Annotated in this window: 16 protein-coding genes; 5 read left to right on the top strand and 11 right to left on the bottom strand. The window is 65.8% G+C overall.

Going from position 1 to position 21,078, the window contains the following annotated elements; genetic code table 11:
- Both mfd and AC4PTB_RS08655 read right to left on the bottom strand, forming a co-directional pair.
- Positions 1-3,447 (bottom strand): transcription-repair coupling factor, encoded by a 3,447-nt coding sequence (mfd, locus tag AC4PTB_RS08650; protein ID WP_492189596.1) that lies wholly within the window; start codon positions 3,445-3,447, stop codon positions 1-3.
- A gap of 38 nt (positions 3,448-3,485) precedes the next feature.
- Positions 3,486-4,010: a component of SufBCD complex gene (locus tag AC4PTB_RS08655; RefSeq protein ID WP_492192610.1), complete on the bottom strand. Its 525-nt coding sequence runs from the start codon at positions 4,008-4,010 to the stop codon at positions 3,486-3,488.
- Between the two features lie 148 nt (positions 4,011-4,158).
- Between AC4PTB_RS08655 and hemB the strand changes: the two genes are divergently transcribed.
- Both hemB and AC4PTB_RS08665 read left to right on the top strand, forming a co-directional pair.
- Positions 4,159-5,157, top strand: a complete 999-nt coding sequence (gene hemB, locus AC4PTB_RS08660) for a porphobilinogen synthase (protein WP_492189597.1) — start codon at positions 4,159-4,161, stop codon at positions 5,155-5,157.
- 108 nt (positions 5,158-5,265) lie between these two features.
- Positions 5,266-5,823 (top strand): lipid-binding SYLF domain-containing protein, encoded by a 558-nt coding sequence (locus AC4PTB_RS08665; RefSeq protein WP_492189598.1) that lies wholly within the window; start codon positions 5,266-5,268, stop codon positions 5,821-5,823.
- A 76-nt stretch (positions 5,824-5,899) separates the two neighbouring features.
- Here the strand turns inward: AC4PTB_RS08665 and AC4PTB_RS08670 are convergent, their stop codons facing one another.
- Positions 5,900-6,520: a lytic transglycosylase domain-containing protein gene (locus AC4PTB_RS08670; RefSeq protein WP_492189599.1), complete on the bottom strand. Its 621-nt coding sequence runs from the start codon at positions 6,518-6,520 to the stop codon at positions 5,900-5,902.
- A 190-nt stretch (positions 6,521-6,710) separates the two neighbouring features.
- On the opposite strand from AC4PTB_RS08670, the gene ssb reads away from it, so the two are divergent.
- Positions 6,711-7,229 (top strand): single-stranded DNA-binding protein, encoded by a 519-nt coding sequence (gene ssb, locus AC4PTB_RS08675; RefSeq protein ID WP_492189600.1) that lies wholly within the window; start codon positions 6,711-6,713, stop codon positions 7,227-7,229.
- A gap of 119 nt (positions 7,230-7,348) precedes the next feature.
- On the opposite strand, the gene AC4PTB_RS08680 is transcribed toward ssb, so the two are convergent.
- On the bottom strand, positions 7,349-8,221 hold the full coding sequence (locus AC4PTB_RS08680) for an NAD(P)-dependent oxidoreductase (RefSeq protein WP_492189601.1): 873 nt from the start codon (positions 8,219-8,221) through the stop codon (positions 7,349-7,351).
- Positions 8,222-8,332: 111 nt separating this feature from the next.
- On the opposite strand from AC4PTB_RS08680, the gene AC4PTB_RS08685 reads away from it, so the two are divergent.
- Complete coding sequence (locus tag AC4PTB_RS08685; RefSeq protein ID WP_492189602.1) at positions 8,333-10,807, top strand: penicillin acylase family protein; 2,475 nt, start codon at positions 8,333-8,335, stop codon at positions 10,805-10,807.
- A gap of 85 nt (positions 10,808-10,892) precedes the next feature.
- Here the strand turns inward: AC4PTB_RS08685 and hflX are convergent, their stop codons facing one another.
- From hflX to dusB, 7 genes are all read right to left on the bottom strand, one after another.
- On the bottom strand, positions 10,893-12,176 hold the full coding sequence (gene hflX, locus AC4PTB_RS08690) for a GTPase HflX (protein WP_492192611.1): 1,284 nt from the start codon (positions 12,174-12,176) through the stop codon (positions 10,893-10,895).
- Positions 12,173-12,406 carry an RNA chaperone Hfq gene (gene hfq, locus AC4PTB_RS08695; RefSeq protein WP_013067525.1) on the bottom strand — a complete coding sequence of 78 codons (234 nt, stop codon included), beginning with the start codon at positions 12,404-12,406 and terminating at the stop codon, positions 12,173-12,175. The genes hflX and hfq overlap by 4 nt, the downstream gene beginning before the upstream one ends.
- A gap of 167 nt (positions 12,407-12,573) precedes the next feature.
- Positions 12,574-14,004 carry a nitrogen assimilation response regulator NtrX gene (ntrX, locus tag AC4PTB_RS08700; protein WP_492189603.1) on the bottom strand — a complete coding sequence of 477 codons (1,431 nt, stop codon included), beginning with the start codon at positions 14,002-14,004 and terminating at the stop codon, positions 12,574-12,576.
- Positions 14,001-16,250 (bottom strand): sensor histidine kinase NtrY-like, encoded by a 2,250-nt coding sequence (locus tag AC4PTB_RS08705; protein ID WP_492192612.1) that lies wholly within the window; start codon positions 16,248-16,250, stop codon positions 14,001-14,003. The genes ntrX and AC4PTB_RS08705 overlap by 4 nt, the downstream gene beginning before the upstream one ends.
- A gap of 76 nt (positions 16,251-16,326) precedes the next feature.
- Positions 16,327-17,703 (bottom strand): response regulator, encoded by a 1,377-nt coding sequence (locus tag AC4PTB_RS08710; protein WP_492189604.1) that lies wholly within the window; start codon positions 17,701-17,703, stop codon positions 16,327-16,329.
- A 3-nt stretch (positions 17,704-17,706) separates the two neighbouring features.
- Positions 17,707-18,774 carry a two-component system sensor histidine kinase NtrB gene (locus AC4PTB_RS08715; RefSeq protein ID WP_492189605.1) on the bottom strand — a complete coding sequence of 356 codons (1,068 nt, stop codon included), beginning with the start codon at positions 18,772-18,774 and terminating at the stop codon, positions 17,707-17,709.
- A complete protein-coding gene (dusB, locus tag AC4PTB_RS08720) occupies positions 18,771-19,745 on the bottom strand; it encodes a tRNA dihydrouridine synthase DusB (RefSeq protein WP_492189606.1) in 975 nt (324 codons plus the stop codon). Before dusB ends, AC4PTB_RS08715 begins: the two co-directional genes overlap by 4 nt.
- 193 nt (positions 19,746-19,938) lie before the next feature.
- Here dusB and AC4PTB_RS08725 point away from each other — a divergent pair, with 193 nt between their 5' ends.
- Positions 19,939-21,078 (top strand): bifunctional 2-C-methyl-D-erythritol 4-phosphate cytidylyltransferase/2-C-methyl-D-erythritol 2,4-cyclodiphosphate synthase, encoded by a 1,140-nt coding sequence (locus tag AC4PTB_RS08725; RefSeq protein WP_492189607.1) that lies wholly within the window; start codon positions 19,939-19,941, stop codon positions 21,076-21,078.

A 21,078-nucleotide genomic window follows, 5' to 3' on the forward strand; every position in this document is an offset into this window, starting at 1 on the left:
TTACGCCCCCTTTTTCTTCTCGGCCTTCTTGCCCGCAACGACCTTCTCGGCAAGATCGCGGGCAATCGCGAAGGCGCCCTTGATCTTCTCGGCCTCGTTCGTCCAGTCACGCCGCACCACGACCTTGTTGCCGTTGATCTTCGCGGCCCCGCGTTCGGCGCCGATGAAGTCGACCAGCCCGGCGGGGTTCGGGAATTTGTCCAGATGGAACTGCACCGTGGCGCCTTTCGGCCCGGCATCCATGCGCGAAATCTGCGCCCGCTTGCACATCGCCTTGATCCGCACGACCAGCATCAAGGTGTTCACTTCCTTCGGCAGCGGCCCGAAACGGTCGATCAGTTCGGCCGCAAATCCCTCCATCTCGACCTTGCTCGCAAGGTTCGACAGCCGCCGGTAAAGCCCCAGTCGCACATCAAGATCGGGGATGTAACTCTCTGGAATCATGACCGGAACGCCAAGGTTGATCTGCGGCGACCAATCTCCGTCGCCAGTCGTTTCGGTCAGCTCGCCCGATTTCAGCTTCGAGATCGTCTCCTCGAGCATCGCCTGATAAAGCTCGTAGCCGACCTCCTTGATATGGCCCGACTGCTCCTCGCCCAGAAGATTGCCCGCCCCGCGCAGATCCAGATCCTGGCTGGCGAGCGAAAATCCCGCGCCCAGATTGTCGAGACTGCCAAGCAGCCGCAGCCGCTTCGTCGCCTGCGGCGTCAGCGGCAGGCGCGGCTTCGTCGTCAGATAGCAATAGGCGCGCAGCTTCGAGCGCCCGACCCGGCCGCGGATCTGATACAGTTGCGACAGGCCGAACATGTCGGCGCGGTGCACCACCATCGTATTCGCCGTGGGAATATCGAGACCGGATTCGACGATCGTCGTCGCCAGCAGCACATCATGCTTGCCGTCGTAAAAAGCGTTCATCCGGTCATCAAGTTCCCCCGCCGCCATCTGCCCATGCGCGACGATGAAGCTGACCTCGGGCACATGGGTCCGCAGGAAATCCTCGACCTCGGCCAGATCCGAGATCCGCGGCACGACATAGAAACTTTGCCCACCGCGGTAATGTTCGCGCAGCAGCGCCTCGCGGATGGTGACGGTGTCGAACTCGCTCACATAGGTGCGGATCGCCAGCCGATCGACCGGCGGCGTGCCGATAATCGAGAGATCGCGCACCCCGGTCAGGCTGAGCTGCAGGGTCCGCGGGATCGGTGTCGCGGTCAGCGTCAGCACATGGATCTCGGACCGCATCTCCTTCAGCCGCTCTTTGTGCTGAACGCCGAAATGTTGTTCCTCATCAATGATCAACAGGCCGAGGTTGCGGAATTTTACGGCCTTGGCCAGAACCGCATGGGTGCCGATCACGATATCCACCGTGCCATCCGCCAGCCCCTCGCGGGTGGCGTTCGCCTCCTTGGCCGAGACGAAACGGGACAGCGGCTTCACCGTCAGGGGCGTGCCGCGGAACCGCTCGATGAAGGTCTTGGCATGCTGACGTGCCAGCAGCGTCGTCGGCGCGATCACCGCCACCTGCATCCCGGAGCTGGCCGCGACAAAGGCCGCCCGCATCGCCACCTCGGTCTTGCCAAAGCCGACATCCCCCACCACCAGCCGATCCATCGGCCGACCGGCGGCAAGATCGGTCACCACGTCCTCGATCGCCGCCATCTGGTCGTCGGTCTCGGTATAGGGGAAGCGCGCCGCGAAGGCCTCCCAATCGTGATGCGCCGCCTCGAGGATCGGCGCCGGGCGCAGCAGCCGTTCGGCCGCAATCCGCATCAGCCGGTCGGCGATCTGCCGGATCCGCTCCTTCAGCTTCGCCTTTTTCGCCTGCCAGGCGCCACCGCCCAGCTTGTCGAGCAGCCCTTCCTCGTGCCCGTAACGCGACAGCAGCTCGATATTCTCGACCGGCAGATAAAGCCGATCCCCCCCGGCATATTCGAGCAGCACGCAGTCATGCGGCGCGCCAAGCGCCGTGACCGTCTCCAGCCCCTTGTAGCGCCCGACACCGTGATCGACATGCACGACAAGATCACCCGGAGACAGGCTTTGCGCCTCGGTCAGGAAATTCTCGGCCTTGCGCTTGCGGCGCGGTTTCGCCACCAGCCGGTCGCCCAGAACATCCTGTTCCGAGATCACCGTCAGCCCCTCGGCCTCGAAGCCGGCATCCAGCGGCCAGACCGCAAGCCCCAGCCCGTCGATGCCGCGCGCATCGGAAATCAGCTGCGCGCCGCTCAGACCTTCGTCTTCCAATAATCCTTTCAGCCGTTCGCGCGCACCTTCGGACCAGCTTGCGATGACCACCGGACCAAGCCGCAGTCTTGCTTGCACATGATCCTTCAAGGCCGCGAAAAGGCTGACGTTTTCCAGCTGGCGTTCGGGCGCGAAATTTCGCCCGATGCGACCTTCGGCATTCAGGATGCCCGGCCCGGGCGGCGCGGGCAATACCTGCAATTTCAGCACGCGATGCCGCGCCAAGGCGGTTTCCCAGGCTGTTCCATCCAGATACAGCAGCTCCGGCGGCGCGGGCTTGTAGACCGTATCCAGCCGATCACGCCGGTTCATCGCCTCGCGCCGCGTGTCGTATTGATCGGCGATGCTGTCCCAGCGCGCTGCGCGTTGCGGCTCGACCTGATCATCCAGCATCACCGTGGCTTCGGGCAGATAGTCGAACAAAGTCTCGAGCCGATCATGGAAAAAGCCCAGCCAATGTTCCATCCCGGCATGTTTGCGCCCGGCCGAAACCGCTTCATAAAGCGGATCATCTGCCCCGCCCGCGCCGAATTCGATCCGATAATTCTGCCGGAACCGGGTGATCGAGGCCGGATCGAGGATCACCTCGCTCACCGGGGCGAAATCGATCTGCGAGAGTTTCTCGGTGGTGCGCTGGTTCGCCGGATCGAAGCGCCGCGCCCCGTCCAGCACGTCACCGAACAGATCCAGCCGCACCGGACCGCCTTCGCCCGGCGGATAGATGTCGATGATGCCGCCGCGCACCGCATAATCGCCGGGCTCCGACACGGTCGAGACCGGCGAGAACCCCATGCGGACCAGAAACTCCTTCAAGGCCTTGTCATCGATGCGCTGCCCGACCCGGGCCGAGAAACTCGCCCCCGCCACCAGATCGCGCGCGGGCAGCCGCTGCGTTGCCGCCGAAAGCGTGGTCAGCAGCACGAAGGGCCCCGTGATCACACCTTTCGCCAAAGCCGCAAGCGTCGCCATCCGCGCCGCCGAGATCTCGGGATTGGGCGAGATCCGGTCATAGGGCAGGCAATCCCAGGCCGGAAAGGTCAGAACCACCGCCTGCGGATCGAAAAAGGCCAAAGCCGCCCGCATCGCCTCGAGGCGGCGGTCATCGCGCGCGACATGAAGGACGGGCTTTCCCCTGGCCAGTTCCTTGACCAGAAGTTTCGCGTCATGGCCCTCGGGGGCGCCGGAGAGAAGGAAATGCTGCATGGGCGAGAGGTATCGGAACGCGCGGACCTGTCAAGGCCTCAGCCGAAGGGCGAGAGCTGCAGGTTCTGGAACATGCCCCACAGCGCAGTGAAAAAGATCGAACCCATCCCGATCACCTGCACCGAAACCCGATGCCGCAACAGGATCCGTGCCACCCCCTCCACCTCAGGCGCTTCGGCCAACAGCGTCTCCAGCCGCGCCGCCGTGCGCAGGCTGAGCAGCCCGACCCCGCTTAACGGCAGCACGATCAGCGCCACCGCCTGGGCGAATTCGACCCGGAAGACGAAGCCCAGCCCCAGGATCAGGCTGAGCAGGAACGAGGCGACCAGCGTCAGCATCACCCCCGCCTCGCGGCCGATCGAGAGCAACCGGCGCACATGCACCGCGGTCAGCATCAGCATGTCCTCGGCCGCGGACCCGCCCCGGCGCCGCGCCCGCAAGATCAGATCGAAGGGCACGCCAAGCGGGTAATGCGAGGCCGTCGACCAGGTCACCGCCAGGGCGATCCAGTACCAGAGGTTCGAAAACGACCGCATGTCGATCAGCTCGAAGATCGTTTGCACAATATCCAAGGTCTTGCCCGCCCGTTGCCTCCCCCCGGTTTCGCGCATCGGCACCCCGGTTGCAAGCGCGCCCTCGTGCGGGCGCGACAATGCGGGGCTTGAGCCGGTCTGCGATCCATGGCACCCACGGCGGCGAAGGAGACCGCCCATGACCCTGATCACCCCCCCCTTTCCCACCAATCGCCTGCGCCGGATGCGCCGCACCGAAGCCCTGCGTGACCTCGCGCAGGAAAACCGCTTGTCGGTCAAGGACCTGATCTGGCCGATCTTCATCACCGATGTTCCCGGCGCGGATGTCGAAATCTCCTCGATGCCGGGTGTCGTGCGTCGCACCATGGACGGCGCGCTGAAAGCGGCCGAGGAAGCCGCGACGCTTGGCATTCCCGCGATCTGCCTTTTCCCCTACACCGATCCGGCGGTGAAGACCGAGACCTGCGAAATGGCCTGGCAGCCCGACAACTTCACCAACCGGGTCATTGCCGCGATGAAACAGGCGGTGCCCGAGGTCGCGATCATGACCGATATCGCGCTCGATCCCTACAACGCCAACGGCCACGATGGTCTGGTGCGCGACGGCATCATCCTGAACGACGAAACCACCGAGGCGCTGGTGAAAATGGCGCTCGCCCAGGCCGCGGCCGGGGCCGACATCCTTGGCCCCTCCGACATGATGGATGGCCGCGTGGGCGCGATCCGGCAGGCGATGGAGGCCGCCGGTCACAAGGATATCGCCATCCTCAGCTATGCCGCGAAATATGCCTCGGCCTTCTATGGCCCGTTCCGCGACGCGGTCGGCGCCTCGGGCGCGCTCAAGGGCGACAAGAAGACCTATCAGATGAACCCCGCCAACAGCGCCGAGGCCCTGCGCAATGTCGCCCGCGACATCGCCGAGGGCGCCGACATGGTGATGGTGAAACCGGGCATGCCCTATCTCGACATCTGCCGTCAGGTGAAAGACGCTTTCGGGATGCCGACCTATGCCTATCAGGTCTCGGGCGAATATGCGATGCTGATGGCGGCGGTGCAGAACGGCTGGCTCAACCATGACAAGGTGATGCTGGAAAGCCTGATGGCCTTCCGCCGGGCCGGTTGCGATGGCGTGCTGACCTATTTCGCCCCCGCCGCGGCGAAGCTGATCGGCGCCTGACCGCGCATCCGTGGTCCTTGGCCGCGGGCGCAAGTGACAAGCGTCCGCGGCTGCGCTAGTCTCGCCGCAACCGGTCCGTTCAGGCCCGGAAAGACACGGAGCGAGCAGATGGCAGAACTTTCAAGACGGTCCCTTCTCGTGCTTGGCGGCGCCAGCCTTGGTCTGGCCGCCTGCGGCAATGGCGTGGGCTCGAACGGTGCGACCACAATCGATGCGCGGGTCAATGCCACGCGCGACTACATGTTGCGCAGCTTCCCCTCGACCAGCCAGTTGCTGAGCAAATCGGTCGGCGTGCTTTACATGCCTTTGATGACCGAGGCGAGCTTCGGTTTCGGCGGCGCCTTCGGTCGCGGCGCGCTGCGGATCAACGATGTCACGGTGGATTACTATTCCGCCGCCTCGGCCTCGTTCGGCTTCCAGATCGGGGCGCAGCAATATGCCCATGCACTGTTCTTCATGACCGAAAAGGCGCTGGCCGATTTCCGTCGCGCCGATGGCTGGGAGCTGGGGGCCGATGCCCGCTATGCCCTGCCCGATGGTGGCGGCGCGATCGGCACCGACACCACCACGACGCTCGCGCCGGTGGTGGTGCAGGTCTTCGGCCAGTCCGGCCTGATCGTCGGCGCTTCGCTGGCCGGGACGAAATACACCCGCATCATTCCCTGAAGACGATCCTCCAGAAACCAGAAAGGCGCGGAATTTCCCGCGCCTTTTCATTTGGATACGGGCCGAAGTTCAGATATCAGCCGCCGTAGATCACCTTGACGTAATTCGTCGTCTCCTGATAATCCGGCACGCCATCGGCCTTGTCCACCGCCTCGGGACCGGCGTTATAGGCCGCCAGCGCCAGACGCCAGTCGCCAAAACGGTCATACATCATCCGCAGATAGCGCGCGCCGCCGTCCAGATTCTCGATCGGGTCGGTCGCATCGACGCCCAGAAGCTGCGCCGTGCCCGGCATCAGCTGCGCCAGCCCCGTCGCCCCTTTCGGCGAGACCGCGCCGGGGTTCCAGCCGCTTTCCTGCTGCACAAGGCGCAGGAACAGATCCTCCGGCACGCCATGCCGCGCCGCCGCCGCCTTGGCATGGGCCAGATATTCGCCCTTGTAGCGGCCGCTGTAGCGCGGCACCATTCCCGAGGACCCCAGCCCGCCCTTTGGCGCATCGGGCCGCAGCCGCACCGAATTGTCATATTGACCGGAAAGACGACCATCCAGCAGCGCAAACTGATTGCGCCGCACGGTGGATTGCGACTTCGACGAGGCCCGCCCCAGCACCAGCCCCTCGGCATCGGCCTTGGTAACGGCCGCCGGGCTGACCGTGATCGCCATCGCAAACCCAACCGCTGCAACGATTTTTCGCATTCACAACCCTGCAGCTGCCCTTTACCGGCGCAACTATAGGGGCAATCCCGCGCTTTGCCTAGCGTCTTGCGCAGCGGCGCAAAGTCTGGGCAAACTATCGCCCAACGGCCTCTGGCCTGCGCCGTGCCGGTGTGATTTGGCAGGGCGGATGAAGGAATCGCCGGGGATCCCGGCCAAAGCGGAGTGTTTCATGGCAGGCGTCAACAAGGTCATTCTGGTCGGCAATCTGGGCCGCGATCCGGAAGTGCGCACGTTCTCGAATGGCGGCAAGGTCTGCAACCTGCGCATCGCCACCTCGGAAACCTGGCGCGACAAGCAGACGGGCGAGCGCAAGGAACGCACCGAATGGCATTCCGTCGCGATCTTCAACGAGCCGCTGGCGAAGATCGCCGAGCAATATCTGAAGAAGGGCTCGACCGTCTATATCGAGGGCCAGCTCGAAACCCGCAAATGGACCGACCAGCAGGGCCAGGAACGCTACACGACCGAGGTGGTGTTGCGCCCCTATACGGGCAACCTGACGCTGCTGGGCGGCCGGGATGGCGGCGGCGCGGGCGGTGGCGGCGGTGGCAATTACGGCGGCGGCGCGCAGGGGGGCGGTTATGGCGGCGGCTATGATGACGGCCCGGGCTATGGCGGCGGCTCCCCGGCCCCCTCGGGCGGTGGCGGTGGTGGCCGTCCGGATTTCGACGACGACATCCCGTTCTGACGACAGGGGGCCGCAAGGCCCCCTTTCCTTCCCCCCCCGACATCCCCCGTTTCGGCTTTCATCTTGCCAAAAATATCCCGGGGGGAGGCGAAGCCGGGGGGCAGCGCCCCCCCTCGCGCTCAGCCCAAAGCGCGCAGCCGCGCGATCAGGCTTGAGGTGTCCCAGCGCCCGCCGCCCATCTTCTGCACATCCTTGTAGAACTGATCGACCAGCGCCGTGACCGGCAGGCTGGCCCCGGTTTCATTCGCCGTGGCAAGGCAGATCCCCAGATCCTTGCGCATCCAGTCGACGGCAAAGCCGAAATCGAAACGGTTTTCCGCCATCGTCTGCGCGCGATTCACCATCTGCCAGCTGCCTGCCGCGCCCTGGGAAATCACCTCGACCAGCGCCCCGGTATCAAGCCCGGCCTTTTCGGCGAAATGCAGCGACTCGGCCAGACCCTGCACCAGCCCGGCAATCGCGATCTGGTTGCACATCTTCGCCAGCTGCCCCGCGCCGCTTTCGCCCAGCCGCCGACAGATCCGCGCATAGGCCGCGATCACCGGCTCGGCGGCGGCATAATCCGCCTCCGTGCCGCCGCACATCACCGAGAGCACGCCATTCTCCGCCCCCGCCTGCCCGCCCGAGACCGGCGCATCGACGAAGCCCAGCCCCCTCTCGGCCGCCAGCGCCGCAAGCTCGCGCGTCACCTGCGCCGAAACCGTGGTGTGATCGACGAAAATCGCCCCCGGCGCCATCCCGGCGAAAGCCCCCGAAGCCCCCAGACAAACCTGGCGCAGATCGTCGTCATTGCCGACACAGGCGAGGACGAACTCCGCCCCCGCGGCCGCCTCGGCCGCGGTTGCCGCGCGGCGGCCCGGGTGTTTGGCTTCCCAGGCCTCGGCCTTGGCTGCGGTGCGGTTCCACACCGTCACCGCATGACCCCGCGCCGCCAGATGCCCCGCCATCGGAAAGCCCATCACCCCCAGGCCCAGAAACGCCACCCTTGCCATCGCCATCCCCCTGCACGCGTTTGCGCGTTGAATATTGCCTGTCCGTGACTTAGTAACGCCCCCGCCTGCCCCGTCAATTCTTCGCGTCACATCCCGGTCAAAGGTCCTCGCATGTATCGGCTGTTCACCTGGTTGGTCCGCATCGTCATGACCTTGCTTGCGCTGGCCGTGCTTGCGGCTTTCGGGATCTGGTATTTCGCCACCCGCTCGCTGCCCGATTACGACGCCACCTATCAGATGGAGGGACTCTCGGCCCCGGTCGAGATCGTGCGCACGACCGAGGATGTGCCGCATATCTTCGGCAAGACCGATGCCGATGTCTATTTCGCGCTGGGTCTGGCCCATGCGCAGGACCGGCTGTGGCAGATGACGCTGGCACGCCGCACCGTGCAGGGCCGGCTGAGCGAGGTCTTCGGCGCCACGACCCTGAAGACCGACGAGCTGATGCGCCGGCTTGACCTTTACGGCGCCGCCCAGGCCTCGGTCGCGGCGCAGGACCCGGCAACGACCGCGGCGCTGGAGGCCTATGCGCGCGGGGTGAATGCCTGGATCGAAGAGGTGAACCGCGCCGCGCTGGGCCGGGGGGCGCCCGAATTCTTCCTCTTCGACGCCGAGATCGCCTATTGGACCCCCGCCGATTCGATCGCGCTGCTAAAACTGATGGCGGTGCAGAACGCCACGCAGATCGACACCGAGGTTCTGCGCGCCCAGCTCTCGATGCTGGGTCAGGGCTGGGCGGCGGATCTGATGCCCGCGGTGCCCGGCCCCGGCACCATCGCCCTGCCCCGTTATGCCGCGCTTTTCCCGGGGCTTGACCCCGCGCAGCTGCAAACCGCGGCGGATGCCGAAGAGCCGCTCTCGCCCTTTGCGCATCGCGATTTCGCCGCCGCCTCGAACGCTTTCGCCGCCGCCCCCGCACGCTCGGCCGCGGGGGGCTCGCTTCTGGCCAATGACCCGCATGCCGCCTTTTCCGCCCCCTCGCCCTGGTATCTGGCCCGGCTCGAGCTTTCGACCGGCGGCGTGATCGGCGCCACCATCCCCGGCATTCCCGCGATCCTGACCGGCCGCAGCGACCAGCTTGGCTGGGGCATCACCGCCGCCTTCGCCGATGACCAGGACCTGTTCGTCGAGGAACTTGATCCGAAAACGCCCGGGCGCTACCGCAGCCCCGAGGGTTGGGCCGAGTTCACCACCCGCAAGGTGATCGTCACCGTCAAGGATGCCGCGCCGATCACGCTGACGCTGCGCTGGACCGAAAACGGCCCGGTGCTGCCCCCGGGTCACTTCGATCTGGGCAAGATCACCCCGCCCGGCCATGTGATCAGCCTGGGCTGGTCGGCGCTGTCGACCGCCGACACCTCGATGAGCGCGGCGCTGAAGATCATGCAATCGAAGACCGTGCCCGAGGCGGTGGCGGCGGGCGAAGGTTTTATCGCCCCCGCGCTCAATCTGACGCTGGCCGATGCGACCTCGGTCGGGCTGGTGACGCTGGGCGCGCTGCCGCTGCGCGATCCGGCCAATGCGACCGAGGGGCGGATGCCGCAGCCGGGATGGCTTTTGGCGAACCGCTGGCATGGGCGGCTGCCCTATGACAGCAATCCCCGGCTGCTCAACCCCGAGGGCGGGATCGTGGTGAACACCAACAACAAGCTGATCGACCGGCCGTTTCCGCTGCATGTCAGCCACGACTGGGGCGACAGCCAGCGCGTCGCCCGGCTGACCCGGCTGATGGGCGAGCGCGAGGTGCATTCGCGCGAAAGCTTCATCGCGGTGCAGACCGATACGGTCTCACCCGCCGCGCGCGGGCTTTTGCCGCTGGTGGGCGCCGATCTGTGGTTCACCGGCACCCCCGCGCCCGAGGGCACGCCCGAGCGCTTTCGCCAACGCGCGCTGGAGCTTCTGGCCGCCTGGGATGGCGACATGAACGAACACCTGCCCGAGCCGCTGATCTATGCCGCCTGGATGCGCGAATTTCAGGACCGGCTGATCCGCGACGAGCTGGGCCCGGAGCTTGCGGCGAAATTCATCCATATCGAGCCGCTCTTTCTGGAAAAGGTGCTGCGCAACGTCGATGGCGCCGCGCGCTGGTGCGACGTGCTGCAATCGGCGCCCTCGGAAAGCTGCACCGAGATCGCCCGGGTGTCGCTGGATGCGGCGCTTCTGGAGTTGCAGGAGAAATACGGGCCGCAGATCGAAAGCTGGCGCTGGGGCGACGCGCATGAGGCCAGGCACGATCACACGGTTCTGGGGCGCAATCCGCTGCTTGGATGGCTGATGAACATCCGGCAATCGACCTCGGGGGGGGATTTCACCCTCAACCGCGGCCTGACCGCGGGCACCGGCCCCGATCCCTTCGCCAATGTCCACGGCGCGGGCTATCGCGGCGTCTATGATTTCGCCGACCCGGATTCCTCGGTCTTCATCATCGCCACCGGACAATCGGGCCATCCGTTCTCGTCCCATTACGACGATCTGGCTGATCTGTGGCGGCGCGGCGAATATGTGCCGATGTCGCTCGACCCCGAACTTGCGCGCGCCGCAGCCGCCGGCATCACCCGGCTGGCCCCCCCCGGCGCTTCCGAGTAAGCGCGAAAGGGCGTATTTGCACCAAGAAAAAGACATCCGCTTTTCTTGGCTTAAATACGCCCTTTCAATGGCTTGCGCAGCAAAGCTAAAGTGCGACGAACTTCGACTTCTGCGCCTCGGTCCAGCGCAGACGCAGCTGCCAGCCGTCTTCGCCCTGCAGCTCGCTGCGGATCACGCCCTGCGCGTGCAGCCAGGCATGTGCCTTGCCCGCGGTGAAGGGCAGATCGAGGTCCTCCTCGATCCAGGCCTCGCCCAGACGCGCCTCGATCGCCGCCACCAGCGCGCCGATCCCTTCGCCCGAGAGCGCCGAGACCGCCTGCACATCCGAGCGCCGCGCGTCCTGCACCAGCAGGCCCTGCCGCACCGCCTCGGACAGGGCGTCGATCTTGTTCCAGACCTCGATCAGCGCCACATCCTCGGCCACGCCCAGGGATTCGAGGATCTCGCCGACATCTTCGGCCTGTTCCTCGGTCTCGGGGTGGGAAATGTCGCGCACATGCAGGATCAGATCGGCCTCCAGAACCTCCTCCAGCGTCGCGCGGAAGGCCGCCACCAGCTCATGCGGCAGGTCCGAGATGAAGCCCACCGTGTCGGAAAGGATGATGCGCCGCCCCGAGGGCAGCACAAGGCCGCGCATGGTCGGATCAAGCGTGGCGAAAAGCATGTCTTTCGCCAGCACCTCGGCCCCGGTCATGCGATTGAAAAGCGAGGATTTTCCGGCGTTCGTATAGCCCACCAGCGCGACGATGGGAAAGGGCACCTTGCGCCGCGCCGCGCGGTGCAGCTCGCGCGTTTTCACCACCTTCGCCAGCTGCCGTTTCAGCCGGATCACCTGATCATCGATCGCGCGGCGGTCCGCCTCAATCTGCGTTTCGCCCGGACCGCCGACAAAGCCGAAGCCGCCGCGCTGCCGTTCAAGGTGGGTCCAGGCCCGCACCAGCCGGGTGCGCTGATAGGAGAGCGCCGCCAGTTCCACCTGTAACACGCCCTCGCGCGTGCGTGCCCGGTCGGCAAAGATCTCGAGGATCAGCCCGGTCCGGTCCAGAAGCTTGACGCCCCATTCCTTTTCCAGATTGCGCTGCTGGATCGGGCTCACCGGGCCATCGACCAGCACCAGATCGACCTCGGCCGCGCTCAGGCGTTCCTTCAGCTCGGCCATCTTGCCGGTGCCGAAAAGATGCCCGGCATGGGGTTTGGGCAGGCGCACGATCTCGTGGCCCATGATCTGCAGATCCGGCAGCGCAGCCGCAAGCGACACCGCCTCGGCCAGCCGCAATTCCGGCTCGCGCCGGGCATCGACCGCCTTCAGGTCCGGGTGCAGCACCCAGACGCGGGTCGGACGGTCTTTCGAAAGGATGGGATCGCTCAGTCTTCGCCCTCGTAGAGAGAAATCGGCGAGCCGGGCATGATCGTCGAAATCGCGTGTTTGTAGACCAGCTGCGATTGGCCGTCACGGCGCAAAAGCACGCAGAAGTTGTCAAACCAGGTGATCACGCCCTGCAATTTCACCCCGTTGATGAGAAAGATCGTGACCGGAACCTTGGTCTTGCGGACGTGGTTGAGGAAGGCGTCCTGAAGGTTCTGTTTGTCGGCAGCCATTTTTCTTATGCCTTTTTTTCTGTCTTGTCCTGTCGCGCGGGGCCGGTTTCGGTCTCCCTCGCGCCAGTATGCGCAAAGGTGCAAGAGATTCCAGCCAAAAAGCAGAGACTTGCGCCCGGGGCACGGAATTTGACGTTTCCTGTCGCCCGCGGAGCGCAGTCGCGGCCTCAGACCTCGTCGCCCGCGGCTTCGATCTCGTCCTCTTCGGCCTCGTCGAAGCCCGCCCCGCCGCGCCCGGATTTCGCCGAGGTGACGACGCCGAGCGATTTCAACTTGCGGTGCAGCGCCGAGCGTTCCATGCCGACAAAGGCCGCCGTCCGCGAGATGTTGCCGCCAAAGCGGTTGATCTGCGTCAGCAGATATTCGCGCTCGAAAAGCTCGCGCGCCTCGCGCAAGGGCAGCGCGGCCAGCTGGCCGCCCAGCACGATCCGCCCCTCTTCGGGCAGCGGCGCATTGCCCGGCAGCTCGCGCGCCTCGATCGGCCCGGTGCCATCGCCGAGGATCAGCACCCGCTCGATCACGTTGCGCAATTCGCGGATGTTGCCCGGCCAGTCCATCGTCTGCAGGCTGGCCACCGCTTCCTCGGACAGCGGCCGCAGCGCCAGACCCTGGGTGCGGTTGAAGACCTCGATGAAGTGACCCGCGATCAGCGGCACATCCTCGCGCCGCTCGGAGAGCGAGGGCACGGCGATCGGCACCACATTAAGCCGGTCGTAAAGTTCCTGGCGGAACCGCCCGGCGGCGATTTCGGCACTCAGGTTGCGCGTGGTCGAGGAGATCACCCGCAGATCGACCCGCACCTTGTCGGACCCGCCAACGCGGGTGAATTGCTGTTCGGTCAACACGCGCAGGATCTTTGACTGCGTGCCAAGCGGCATCTCGGCCACTTCGTCGAAATAGATCACCCCACCATGGGCTTGTTCCAGAAGGCCTTTTTCAATTCCGCGTTCCGTGGTCTCGCGGCCAAACAGCACCTCTTCCATCCGCTCGGGGGCGATTGTCGCGGAGTTCACCGTGACAAAGGCCGCCGCCGCCCGGGTCGAATGCTGGTGGATGTAACGCGCCGCCGATTCCTTGCCCGAGCCGGGATCGCCGGTCAGCATCACCCGCCCGTTCGATTTCGTCACCTTGTCGAGCTGATCCTTCAGCCGCCGGAACGCCGCCGATTGTCCGATCATGTCCCCCGAATGCAGATCCCGCCGCCGCAGGCTGGAATTTTCCCGCCGCAACCGGCTGGTTTCCATGGCGCGGGAAATCACCACCATCAGCTGGTCGATGTTGAAGGGCTTGGAGATGAAATCGTAAGCGCCCTGTTTGATCGCGGCCACCGCGATCTCGATATTGCCATGCCCCGAGATGATGATGATCGGAATATCCGGGTTGTCGCGCTTCACCGTCTTCAGAATGTCGATCCCGTCCATCCGGCTGTCCTTCAGCCAGATGTCGAGGATCATCAGCGCCGGGGCCTCGGTGTTGATCGCTTCCATGCAGGCGTCGGAATTGGCCGCCGTCCGCGTCGCATAGCCTTCATCCTTGAGGATGTCGGCGATCAGGTCGCGGATGTCCTTTTCGTCATCGACGATGAGAATGTCGCTCATGGCTCACTATCCTTGATGGCGCGCAGCCCGGATCGGGCGCGAGGCAGTCTGATTTCGGCGCAGGCGCCCATATGGGCCTCCGGGCCAAAGGCGGGGGCATCGGTCAGAACCAGCATGCCGCCGTGTTCCTCGATGATCTTCTTGACGATGGAGAGGCCAAGGCCGGTGCCCTTGGCGCGGGTGGTCACATAGGGCTCGAAGAGCCGCGCCCGGTCCGGCGGCAGGCCGATGCCATTGTCCATGATCCGGATCTCGACCGCTTCGGGCTCGGCGCGCAGGCTGACGCGGACCTCGGGCGCGTAGCCTTCGGGGGCGCCCTTTTCGATCAGGGTTTCGATCGCCTCGCCGGCGTTCTTGATCAGATTGGTCAGGGCCTGGCTGATCATCGTCGCATCAAGTTCGACCACCACCGGCCCCTCGGGCAGATCGGCCGACAGCTTCGCCCCGTGCAGCGATCCTTCCTGCAACAGCACCGCATCGCGGGTCAGCGCCACGATGTCATGATCGCGCCGGTCCGGTTCCGGCATCCGGGCAAAGCGGGAAAATTCATCGACGATCCGGCGCAGATCATCGGTCTGGCGCACGATCACCCCGGTCAGTTGCTCCAGCGCCTCGGCCTCTTCGGGGGCGACCTGACGGCTGAACTTGCGCTTGATCCGCTCGGCCGACAGTTGGATCGGCGTCAGCGGGTTCTTGATCTCATGCGCGATCCGCCGCGCCACATCGCCCCAGGCCGCCATCCTTTGCGCCGAGACCAGCTCGGTCACGTCGTCAAAGGCGACCACATAGCCCTCGCGCTGCCCCGAGCTCCGCCGCTCGGCCATCCGCACCAGCAGGCTTTCCAGCCGCCCCTCGCGCGAGACCCGCACCTCCTCTTGCACGACGGCATGAAGACCGTCCTGCAACTTATGGAAAAGAGAAGAGAATTCAGGAACAGCCTCGGCCAGCGGACGATCGGTGTCGCGCGCGGCGGCCAGCTTCAGGATCCGCACCGCCGAGGGGTTGAGAAAGTCGATCCGCCCCTCGGCATCCAGCCCGATCACCCCCGACGTGACCGAAGACAGCACGGAATCGAACATCCGGCGCTGCTCGTCGGTCTCGCGATGCGAGGCCACCAGCTCGGCGCGCTGCCCCTTGAGCTGGCCAGTCATGCGGTTGAAGACCTGCCCCAGCGTGGCGATTTCGTCATCGCCCTCTTCCTCGATCACCCGCGCGTCCAGATCGCCCGCGCCGACCCGCTCGGCCGCCGCCGCCAGCCGCCCGATCGGGCGCGAGAGCCGCTCGGCGAACCAAAGCCCCGCCCAGATCGCCGCCAGAATCAGGATCAGCGCGAAACCGACATAGATCAGCCCGAATTCGAACAGCACCCGCCCGCGCGAGGTCTCCAGCTGCTGATACAGGCGCACCGTCTCGCGGGTGTTGTCGAGCAGCGACAGGATCTGGCCATCCACCGCGCGCGAGACGTAAAGATAGCGGTCGACATAGGCGTCGAGCTTGATCAGCGCCCGGAATTCCGAATTCGCCCAATCCTCGATCAGCACGGTGTCGCCCCGCGCCGCCGCGACCACCTTTTCGGGCGGCGGGGTCTCGTAGTCGAAGAGATATGAGCGATCGCCGCGGGCGATGATCGCCGCGCCGCCGTCGATCACATAGGCTTCCTTGAGCCCGCGCTGGATCGCCTGCTGCCCCGCCACCAGCCATTCGCGCAGATCGCCGTCATCGGCAAAGGTCGCCGCCTGACGGCGCAGGTTGAGAAACCCGGCCAGCGCCCCGGCATCCTGCACCAGATCGTGGCGGTGTTCCTCCTGATAGGCTTCGGCGGCCGAGAGCGAGGTGCCGACGACCGACCGCACCCGGTCGGAAAACCAGCCCTCCAGCCCGATATTGACGGTCAGCCCGGCAAACAGCGCCACCAGAACGGTTGGCACCAGCGCGATCCCCGCAAAGACCCCGGTCAGCCGCAGCGTCAGCCGCGAGCCCGTTGCCCGCGCCCGCCGCGCCGCGATCATCTGCGTCAGCCGCAAAAGGATCAGCCCGGCGAGGACCAGGAAATAGATGAAGTCGGCCAGAAGCGTCAGCCGCAGCCCGATGCTGTCGGCGCCCTGCCCCAATGGCCCCAGCACGACAAGGGTAAGGATCGCCAGCGCCGGACCCAGCACCGCAAGGCCAAAGACGAACCCGCTTTGCACCCTGCGCTGGCGCCGCAGCCGCGCCAGCTTCTCCCAAGCTGAGCCACTCCTCGTCATGGACACGACGGGTCCCCCGGTTCTCCGCCGCGGCGAATCCCGTGAGGTGGATTTGCCACAAATACCTGTGGCCCATTTACATCAGTTTGCGCCGCCTTGTCACCTGAATATCCAGATCGGTGATCTTTTTGCGCAAGGTATTGCGGTTGATCCCCAGAAGATCGGCACATTTGGCCTGATTGCCGCCGGTGGCATCCAGCGCAATCTCGATCAGCGGCGCTTCCATTTCCGCCAGAATCCGGTCGTAAAGCCCGGGCGGCGGCAGGTTGCCGCCATGCAGATCGAAGTAGCGCCGCAGATGCCGGGCGATCGAGGCGGAGAGTTTCTCGCCCTCGCCACCCGCGCCGCGCAACGGCTCGACCGCGGGCTGATTGCCCAGAACGAATTCGACCTCGGTCCGGGTGATTTCCTCCTCGGACGCCGTCACGACGAGCCGCCGCACGGTGTTTTCCAGCTGCCGGACATTGCCCGGCCAGGCATAGGCGCGCACCAGCCCCATCGCCTCGGCCGAGAAGCGGCGCGTGCCCAGTCCGTCGCGCTCGGCCCGGCCGAGGAAATGCTCGGCCAGAAGCGGGATGTCCTCGACCCGTTCGCGCAGCGCGGGCACCGCCAGCGTCACCCCGCCCAGACGGTAGTAAAGATCCTGCCGGAACCGGCCCGCCTCCATCAGCGCGCCCAGATCGACCTGGGTCGTCGCCATGATCCGCGGCGCGGGATCGGGCAGCGCATCGAGCATCCGCACGATCCGGCCCTGCGTTTCGTCATCGTAATCGCCGACCTCGTCAAAGACGAGCGAGCCGCCCTTGACGCGCGCCAAAAGGCTGGAGGGGCCGTCGGCGCCGATCAGATCGGCCGCCTGCGCCACCACGAAGGGCAGCGTGCGACGGTCGGAAAAATCGTGAATCGCTTTTGCGATCAGCGACTTGCCGGTGCCGGATTCGCCCATGATCATCACCGGCAGATCGGCATTCATCACCCGCGCGACAAGGCGGTAAAGCGCCTGCATCGCCGCCGTGCGCCCGACCAGCGGCAGATCGGTGCCCTCGGGGCGCGAGGTCTCGATCACCTTCGGCACCACCTGCGCGCGGCGCTTGAGTTCCAGCGCGCGCGCCGCCCGTTTCATCAGATCGGGCAGATCGAAGGGCTTGGGCAAGTAATCATAGGCATCCGCCTCGGCCGCCTGAATCGCCGTCATGATGGTGTTTTGCGCCGAGATCACGATCACCGGCAGGCCCGGCCGTTCCCGCGCGATCCGCGGCAGCGCCTCGAGCCCGTTGCCGTCGGGCATGACCACGTCGGAAATCACCAGATCGCCCTTGCCCTCCTCGACCCAGCGCATCAGCGTCATCAGGGACGCCGTCGCATGGACCTTGCAGCCGGCGCGGGTCAGCGCCTGGGTCAGAACGGTGCGGATCGTGCGGTCGTCGTCGGCGACAAGAACGGTGCCATCCATCGATCAAAACTCCTTCGGGGCAACGGGCAAGGAAATGCGGAAAACGGTGCGGCCGGGGGCGCTTTCGACGCTGATCCAGCCGCTGTGCTCAGAGATGATCTTCGAGACCAGCGCCAGGCCAAGGCCGGTGCCGTTCTCGCGCCCGGAAACAAAGGGCTCAAAGATCGAGCTGGCAATATCGGCGGGAATGCCCGGACCGTCGTCGATCACCTCGACCTGCAGCGGCAGCCGTTGCCCGCCGCCATCGGGACGGCGCAGCCGCAGCGCATAATCGTAAAAGGTGCGCAGCCGGATCGTGCCTTGCCCCTTTGCCGCCTCGGAGGCGTTCTTCAGAAGGTTCAGGAACACCTGCGTCAGCTGATCGGCATCGCCCAAGGTCGGCGGCAGCGAGGGGTCGTAATCCTCGACGATCAGCATATGCGCGCCAAAACCGACGCCCGCGGATTTCCGTGCCCGATCAAGCACATCGTGGATGTTCACGGATTTCATCTCGGGCGGGCGCACATTGCCGAACTGTTCGACCTGCTCCAGCAACTTCACGATGCGGCGGGTTTCATCGACGATCAGATCGGTCAGTTCCAGATCCTCGCCCGACAGCCCCATCGACAGAAGCTGCGCCGCCCCGGCAATTCCCGCCAGCGGGTTCTTGATCTCATGCGCCAGCATCTCGGCCATGCCGATGGCAGAACGTGCGGCCGATTTCACCAGGCTGGCCCTGCCCAGCCGGTCGGCAATCTCGCGCGGCGAGATCAGCAGCAGCACCGTTTCCGGGTCGTCGGCGATCGGCGCGGCCTGCAGGTTGCATTGCACCGGGGCGCGTTCGCCCGTGGTCAGATCGACATCGTTGACGAACAAAGCCGAGCGGTTCTTGCGCACCCGGGCGAAAATCTCTTCCAGCGGCGCGGAGATCGCCAGCCGCTCGCCCAGCACCTGTCCCTTGAGCGCGCGGGCCGAAAGGTTGAAGAACAATTCCGCCGCCGGGTTGATCTCGATCACCCGGTCGTTGACATCCAGCATCAGCGCGGGCAGCGGCAGCGAGTTCCAGATGATGCCGGGCGGGGGCAGGTTCATGCGGCCTCCCGGTCGGAAAAGGCGCTGCGGATCAGCGCCAGCGTGGCAGCGGGATCGGTTGCGCGCATCATCTCGGCGCGCAGCGGTGCAGCGGCGGTCTCGGCGTACCAGCCCAGATGCTTGCGTGCGATGCGCAGCCCCAGATCACGGCCGTAAAAACTAAGGATCGCCTCGTAATGCTCTGACACAAGATCGGAAAATTCAGATCCCGCCGGAAGCTTCGGACCCGTCTTGCCAAACAGCGCCGCGGCGATCTGCGCCAAGCGCCAGGGCGCCCCCTGCGCACCGCGCCCCACCATCACCCCCGCCGCGCCACTTTGATCAAGCGCCGCGCGCGCCGAGGCGGCATCGACGATATCGCCATTCGCCACCACCGGCACCGAAACCGCCTGCCGGATCGCGGCAATCGCCCGCCAATCCGCCGCGCCGGTATAAAACTGCATCCGGGTCCGGCCATGAATGACGATCATCTTCACCCCCGCGGCTTCGGCCCGTGCGGCGATCTCGGCCGCATTCAGCTGATCGCTGTCCCAGCCCAGCCGCATCTTCAGCGTCACCGGCAGGTCCACCGCGCCCACCACCGCCTCGATCAGCCGCAGCGCATGATCGGGATTGCGCATCAGCGCCGCCCCCGACAGCCCGCCCGTCACCTTTTTCGCCGGACAGCCCATGTTGATGTCGATGATCTCGGCGCCCATGTCGGCGACGATCTTCGCCGCCTCGGCCATCGGCGCCGCCTCGCGCCCCGCCAGCTGCACCGAGGTCGGCAGCCCCGCCGTCAGTTCCGCCTGCGCCTTGGCCCGGACCGAGGGCTTGGCGGTCAGCATCTCGCCGCTTGCGACCATCTCGGAGACGACAAGCCCCGCCCCAAAGCGCGCCACCATGCGCCGGAAGGGCAGATCGGTGATGCCCGCCATCGGCGCCAGCAGCACCGGAGGGTCGAGGCGAAGTCTGTCGAGCAGGATCGTCACTTGGTCTCTCTCTTGCAACTGCCCAAGGAAGTAGCGACAGGCGGCAAGAATCACAATTGCGTCCGGTGATTCGCCCCCTCGCCCAGGCGGGAAAAATCGGCATCTGCTCATATTTTGAGCGATCAACTGCGGCTCTGTGTGCATTGCGCCCGCGCGGCGCATGTCCTAAGCCTTCGACAGGCAAGGAGGCATCATGACGGTTGCGGTGATCATCGTCGCGGCGGGTCGCGGCACGCGGGCGGGCGAAGGCCTGCCAAAACAATGGCGCGATCTGGCCGGGCGGCCGGTTCTGGCACAGACGGTTGCGGCTTTCGCGGGGCTGGGCCGGATTCTGGTCGTGCTGCATCCCGATGACATGGGGCTTGGCATGGATCTGCTGGGCGGCTCGGTCGTGCTGGTCGCGGGGGGGGCGACGCGGTCGGAAAGCGTGAAGAACGCGCTTGAGGCGCTCGAGGGCTCGGATGTGACGCGGGTGCTGATCCATGACGGCGCGCGGCCGCTGGTTCCGGCTTCGGTGACGGCGGCGGTTCTCTCGGCGCTCGACACCACCCCGGGGGCCGCGCCCGCCCTGCCCGTCACCGATGCGCTTTGGCGCGGCGAGGCCGGTCTGGTGGCGGGCACGCAGGACCGCGAGGGGCTTTATCGCGCCCAGACGCCGCAGGGCTTCCGTTTCCCCGAGATTCTGGCGGCGCATCGCGCCCATCCGGGCGGTGCCGCCGATGATGTCGAGGTCGCCCGGCACGCGGGGCTTTCCGTGGCGATCGTTCCGGGGCATGAAGACAATCTGAAGATCACCTATGCGCCGGATTTCGCCCGCGCCGAGGCGATATTGCGTGAAAGAAAGGGGCTGACGATGGATGTGCGACTGGGCAACGGCTATGATGTGCATGCCTTTTGCGAGGGCGATCATGTGGTGCTGTGCGGGGTGAAGGTGCCGCATGTGAAGGCGCTGCTCGGCCATTCCGATGCCGATGTGGGCATGCATGCGCTGACCGACGCGATCTATGGCGCGCTGGCCGAGGGCGATATCGGTCGTCATTTCCCGCCCTCCGATCCGCAATGGAAGGGCGCGGCGAGCTGGATCTTCCTTGATCATGCGGCGAAACTGGCGAAATCCAAGGGCTTCCGCATCGGCAATGCCGATGTGACGCTGATCTGCGAACGGCCCAAGGTTGGCCCGCATGCGGGCGCGATGGCGGCGGAACTCGCCCGGATCATGCAGATCGAGCCCTCGCGCGTGTCGGTCAAGGCCACGACCTCCGAGCGTCTGGGCTTCACCGGGCGCGAGGAAGGCATCGCCTCGATCGCCACTGTGACGCTGATCGGCGCGTAA

This window comes from Rhodobacter sp. 4.3.4 (assembly GCF_058724655.1).

Excerpts from the sequence above, each read along its gene's own strand:
- mfd (WP_492189596.1), bottom strand. The coding sequence starts at position 3,447 with ATGCAGCATTTCCTTCTCTCCGGCGCCCCCGAGGGCCATGACGCGAAA.
- hemB (WP_492189597.1), top strand. The coding sequence starts at position 4,159 with ATGACCCTGATCACCCCCCCCTTTCCCACCAATCGCCTGCGCCGGATG.
- AC4PTB_RS08665 (WP_492189598.1), top strand. The coding sequence starts at position 5,266 with ATGGCAGAACTTTCAAGACGGTCCCTTCTCGTGCTTGGCGGCGCCAGC.
- AC4PTB_RS08670 (WP_492189599.1), bottom strand. The coding sequence starts at position 6,520 with ATGCGAAAAATCGTTGCAGCGGTTGGGTTTGCGATGGCGATCACGGTC.
- ssb (WP_492189600.1), top strand. The coding sequence starts at position 6,711 with ATGGCAGGCGTCAACAAGGTCATTCTGGTCGGCAATCTGGGCCGCGAT.
- AC4PTB_RS08680 (WP_492189601.1), bottom strand. The coding sequence starts at position 8,221 with ATGGCAAGGGTGGCGTTTCTGGGCCTGGGGGTGATGGGCTTTCCGATG.
- AC4PTB_RS08685 (WP_492189602.1), top strand. The coding sequence starts at position 8,333 with ATGTATCGGCTGTTCACCTGGTTGGTCCGCATCGTCATGACCTTGCTT.
- hfq (WP_013067525.1), bottom strand. The coding sequence starts at position 12,406 with ATGGCTGCCGACAAACAGAACCTTCAGGACGCCTTCCTCAACCACGTC.
- ntrX (WP_492189603.1), bottom strand. The coding sequence starts at position 14,004 with ATGAGCGACATTCTCATCGTCGATGACGAAAAGGACATCCGCGACCTG.
- AC4PTB_RS08705 (WP_492192612.1), bottom strand. The coding sequence starts at position 16,250 with ATGACGAGGAGTGGCTCAGCTTGGGAGAAGCTGGCGCGGCTGCGGCGC.
- AC4PTB_RS08710 (WP_492189604.1), bottom strand. The coding sequence starts at position 17,703 with ATGGATGGCACCGTTCTTGTCGCCGACGACGACCGCACGATCCGCACC.
- AC4PTB_RS08715 (WP_492189605.1), bottom strand. The coding sequence starts at position 18,774 with ATGAACCTGCCCCCGCCCGGCATCATCTGGAACTCGCTGCCGCTGCCC.
- AC4PTB_RS08725 (WP_492189607.1), top strand. The coding sequence starts at position 19,939 with ATGACGGTTGCGGTGATCATCGTCGCGGCGGGTCGCGGCACGCGGGCG.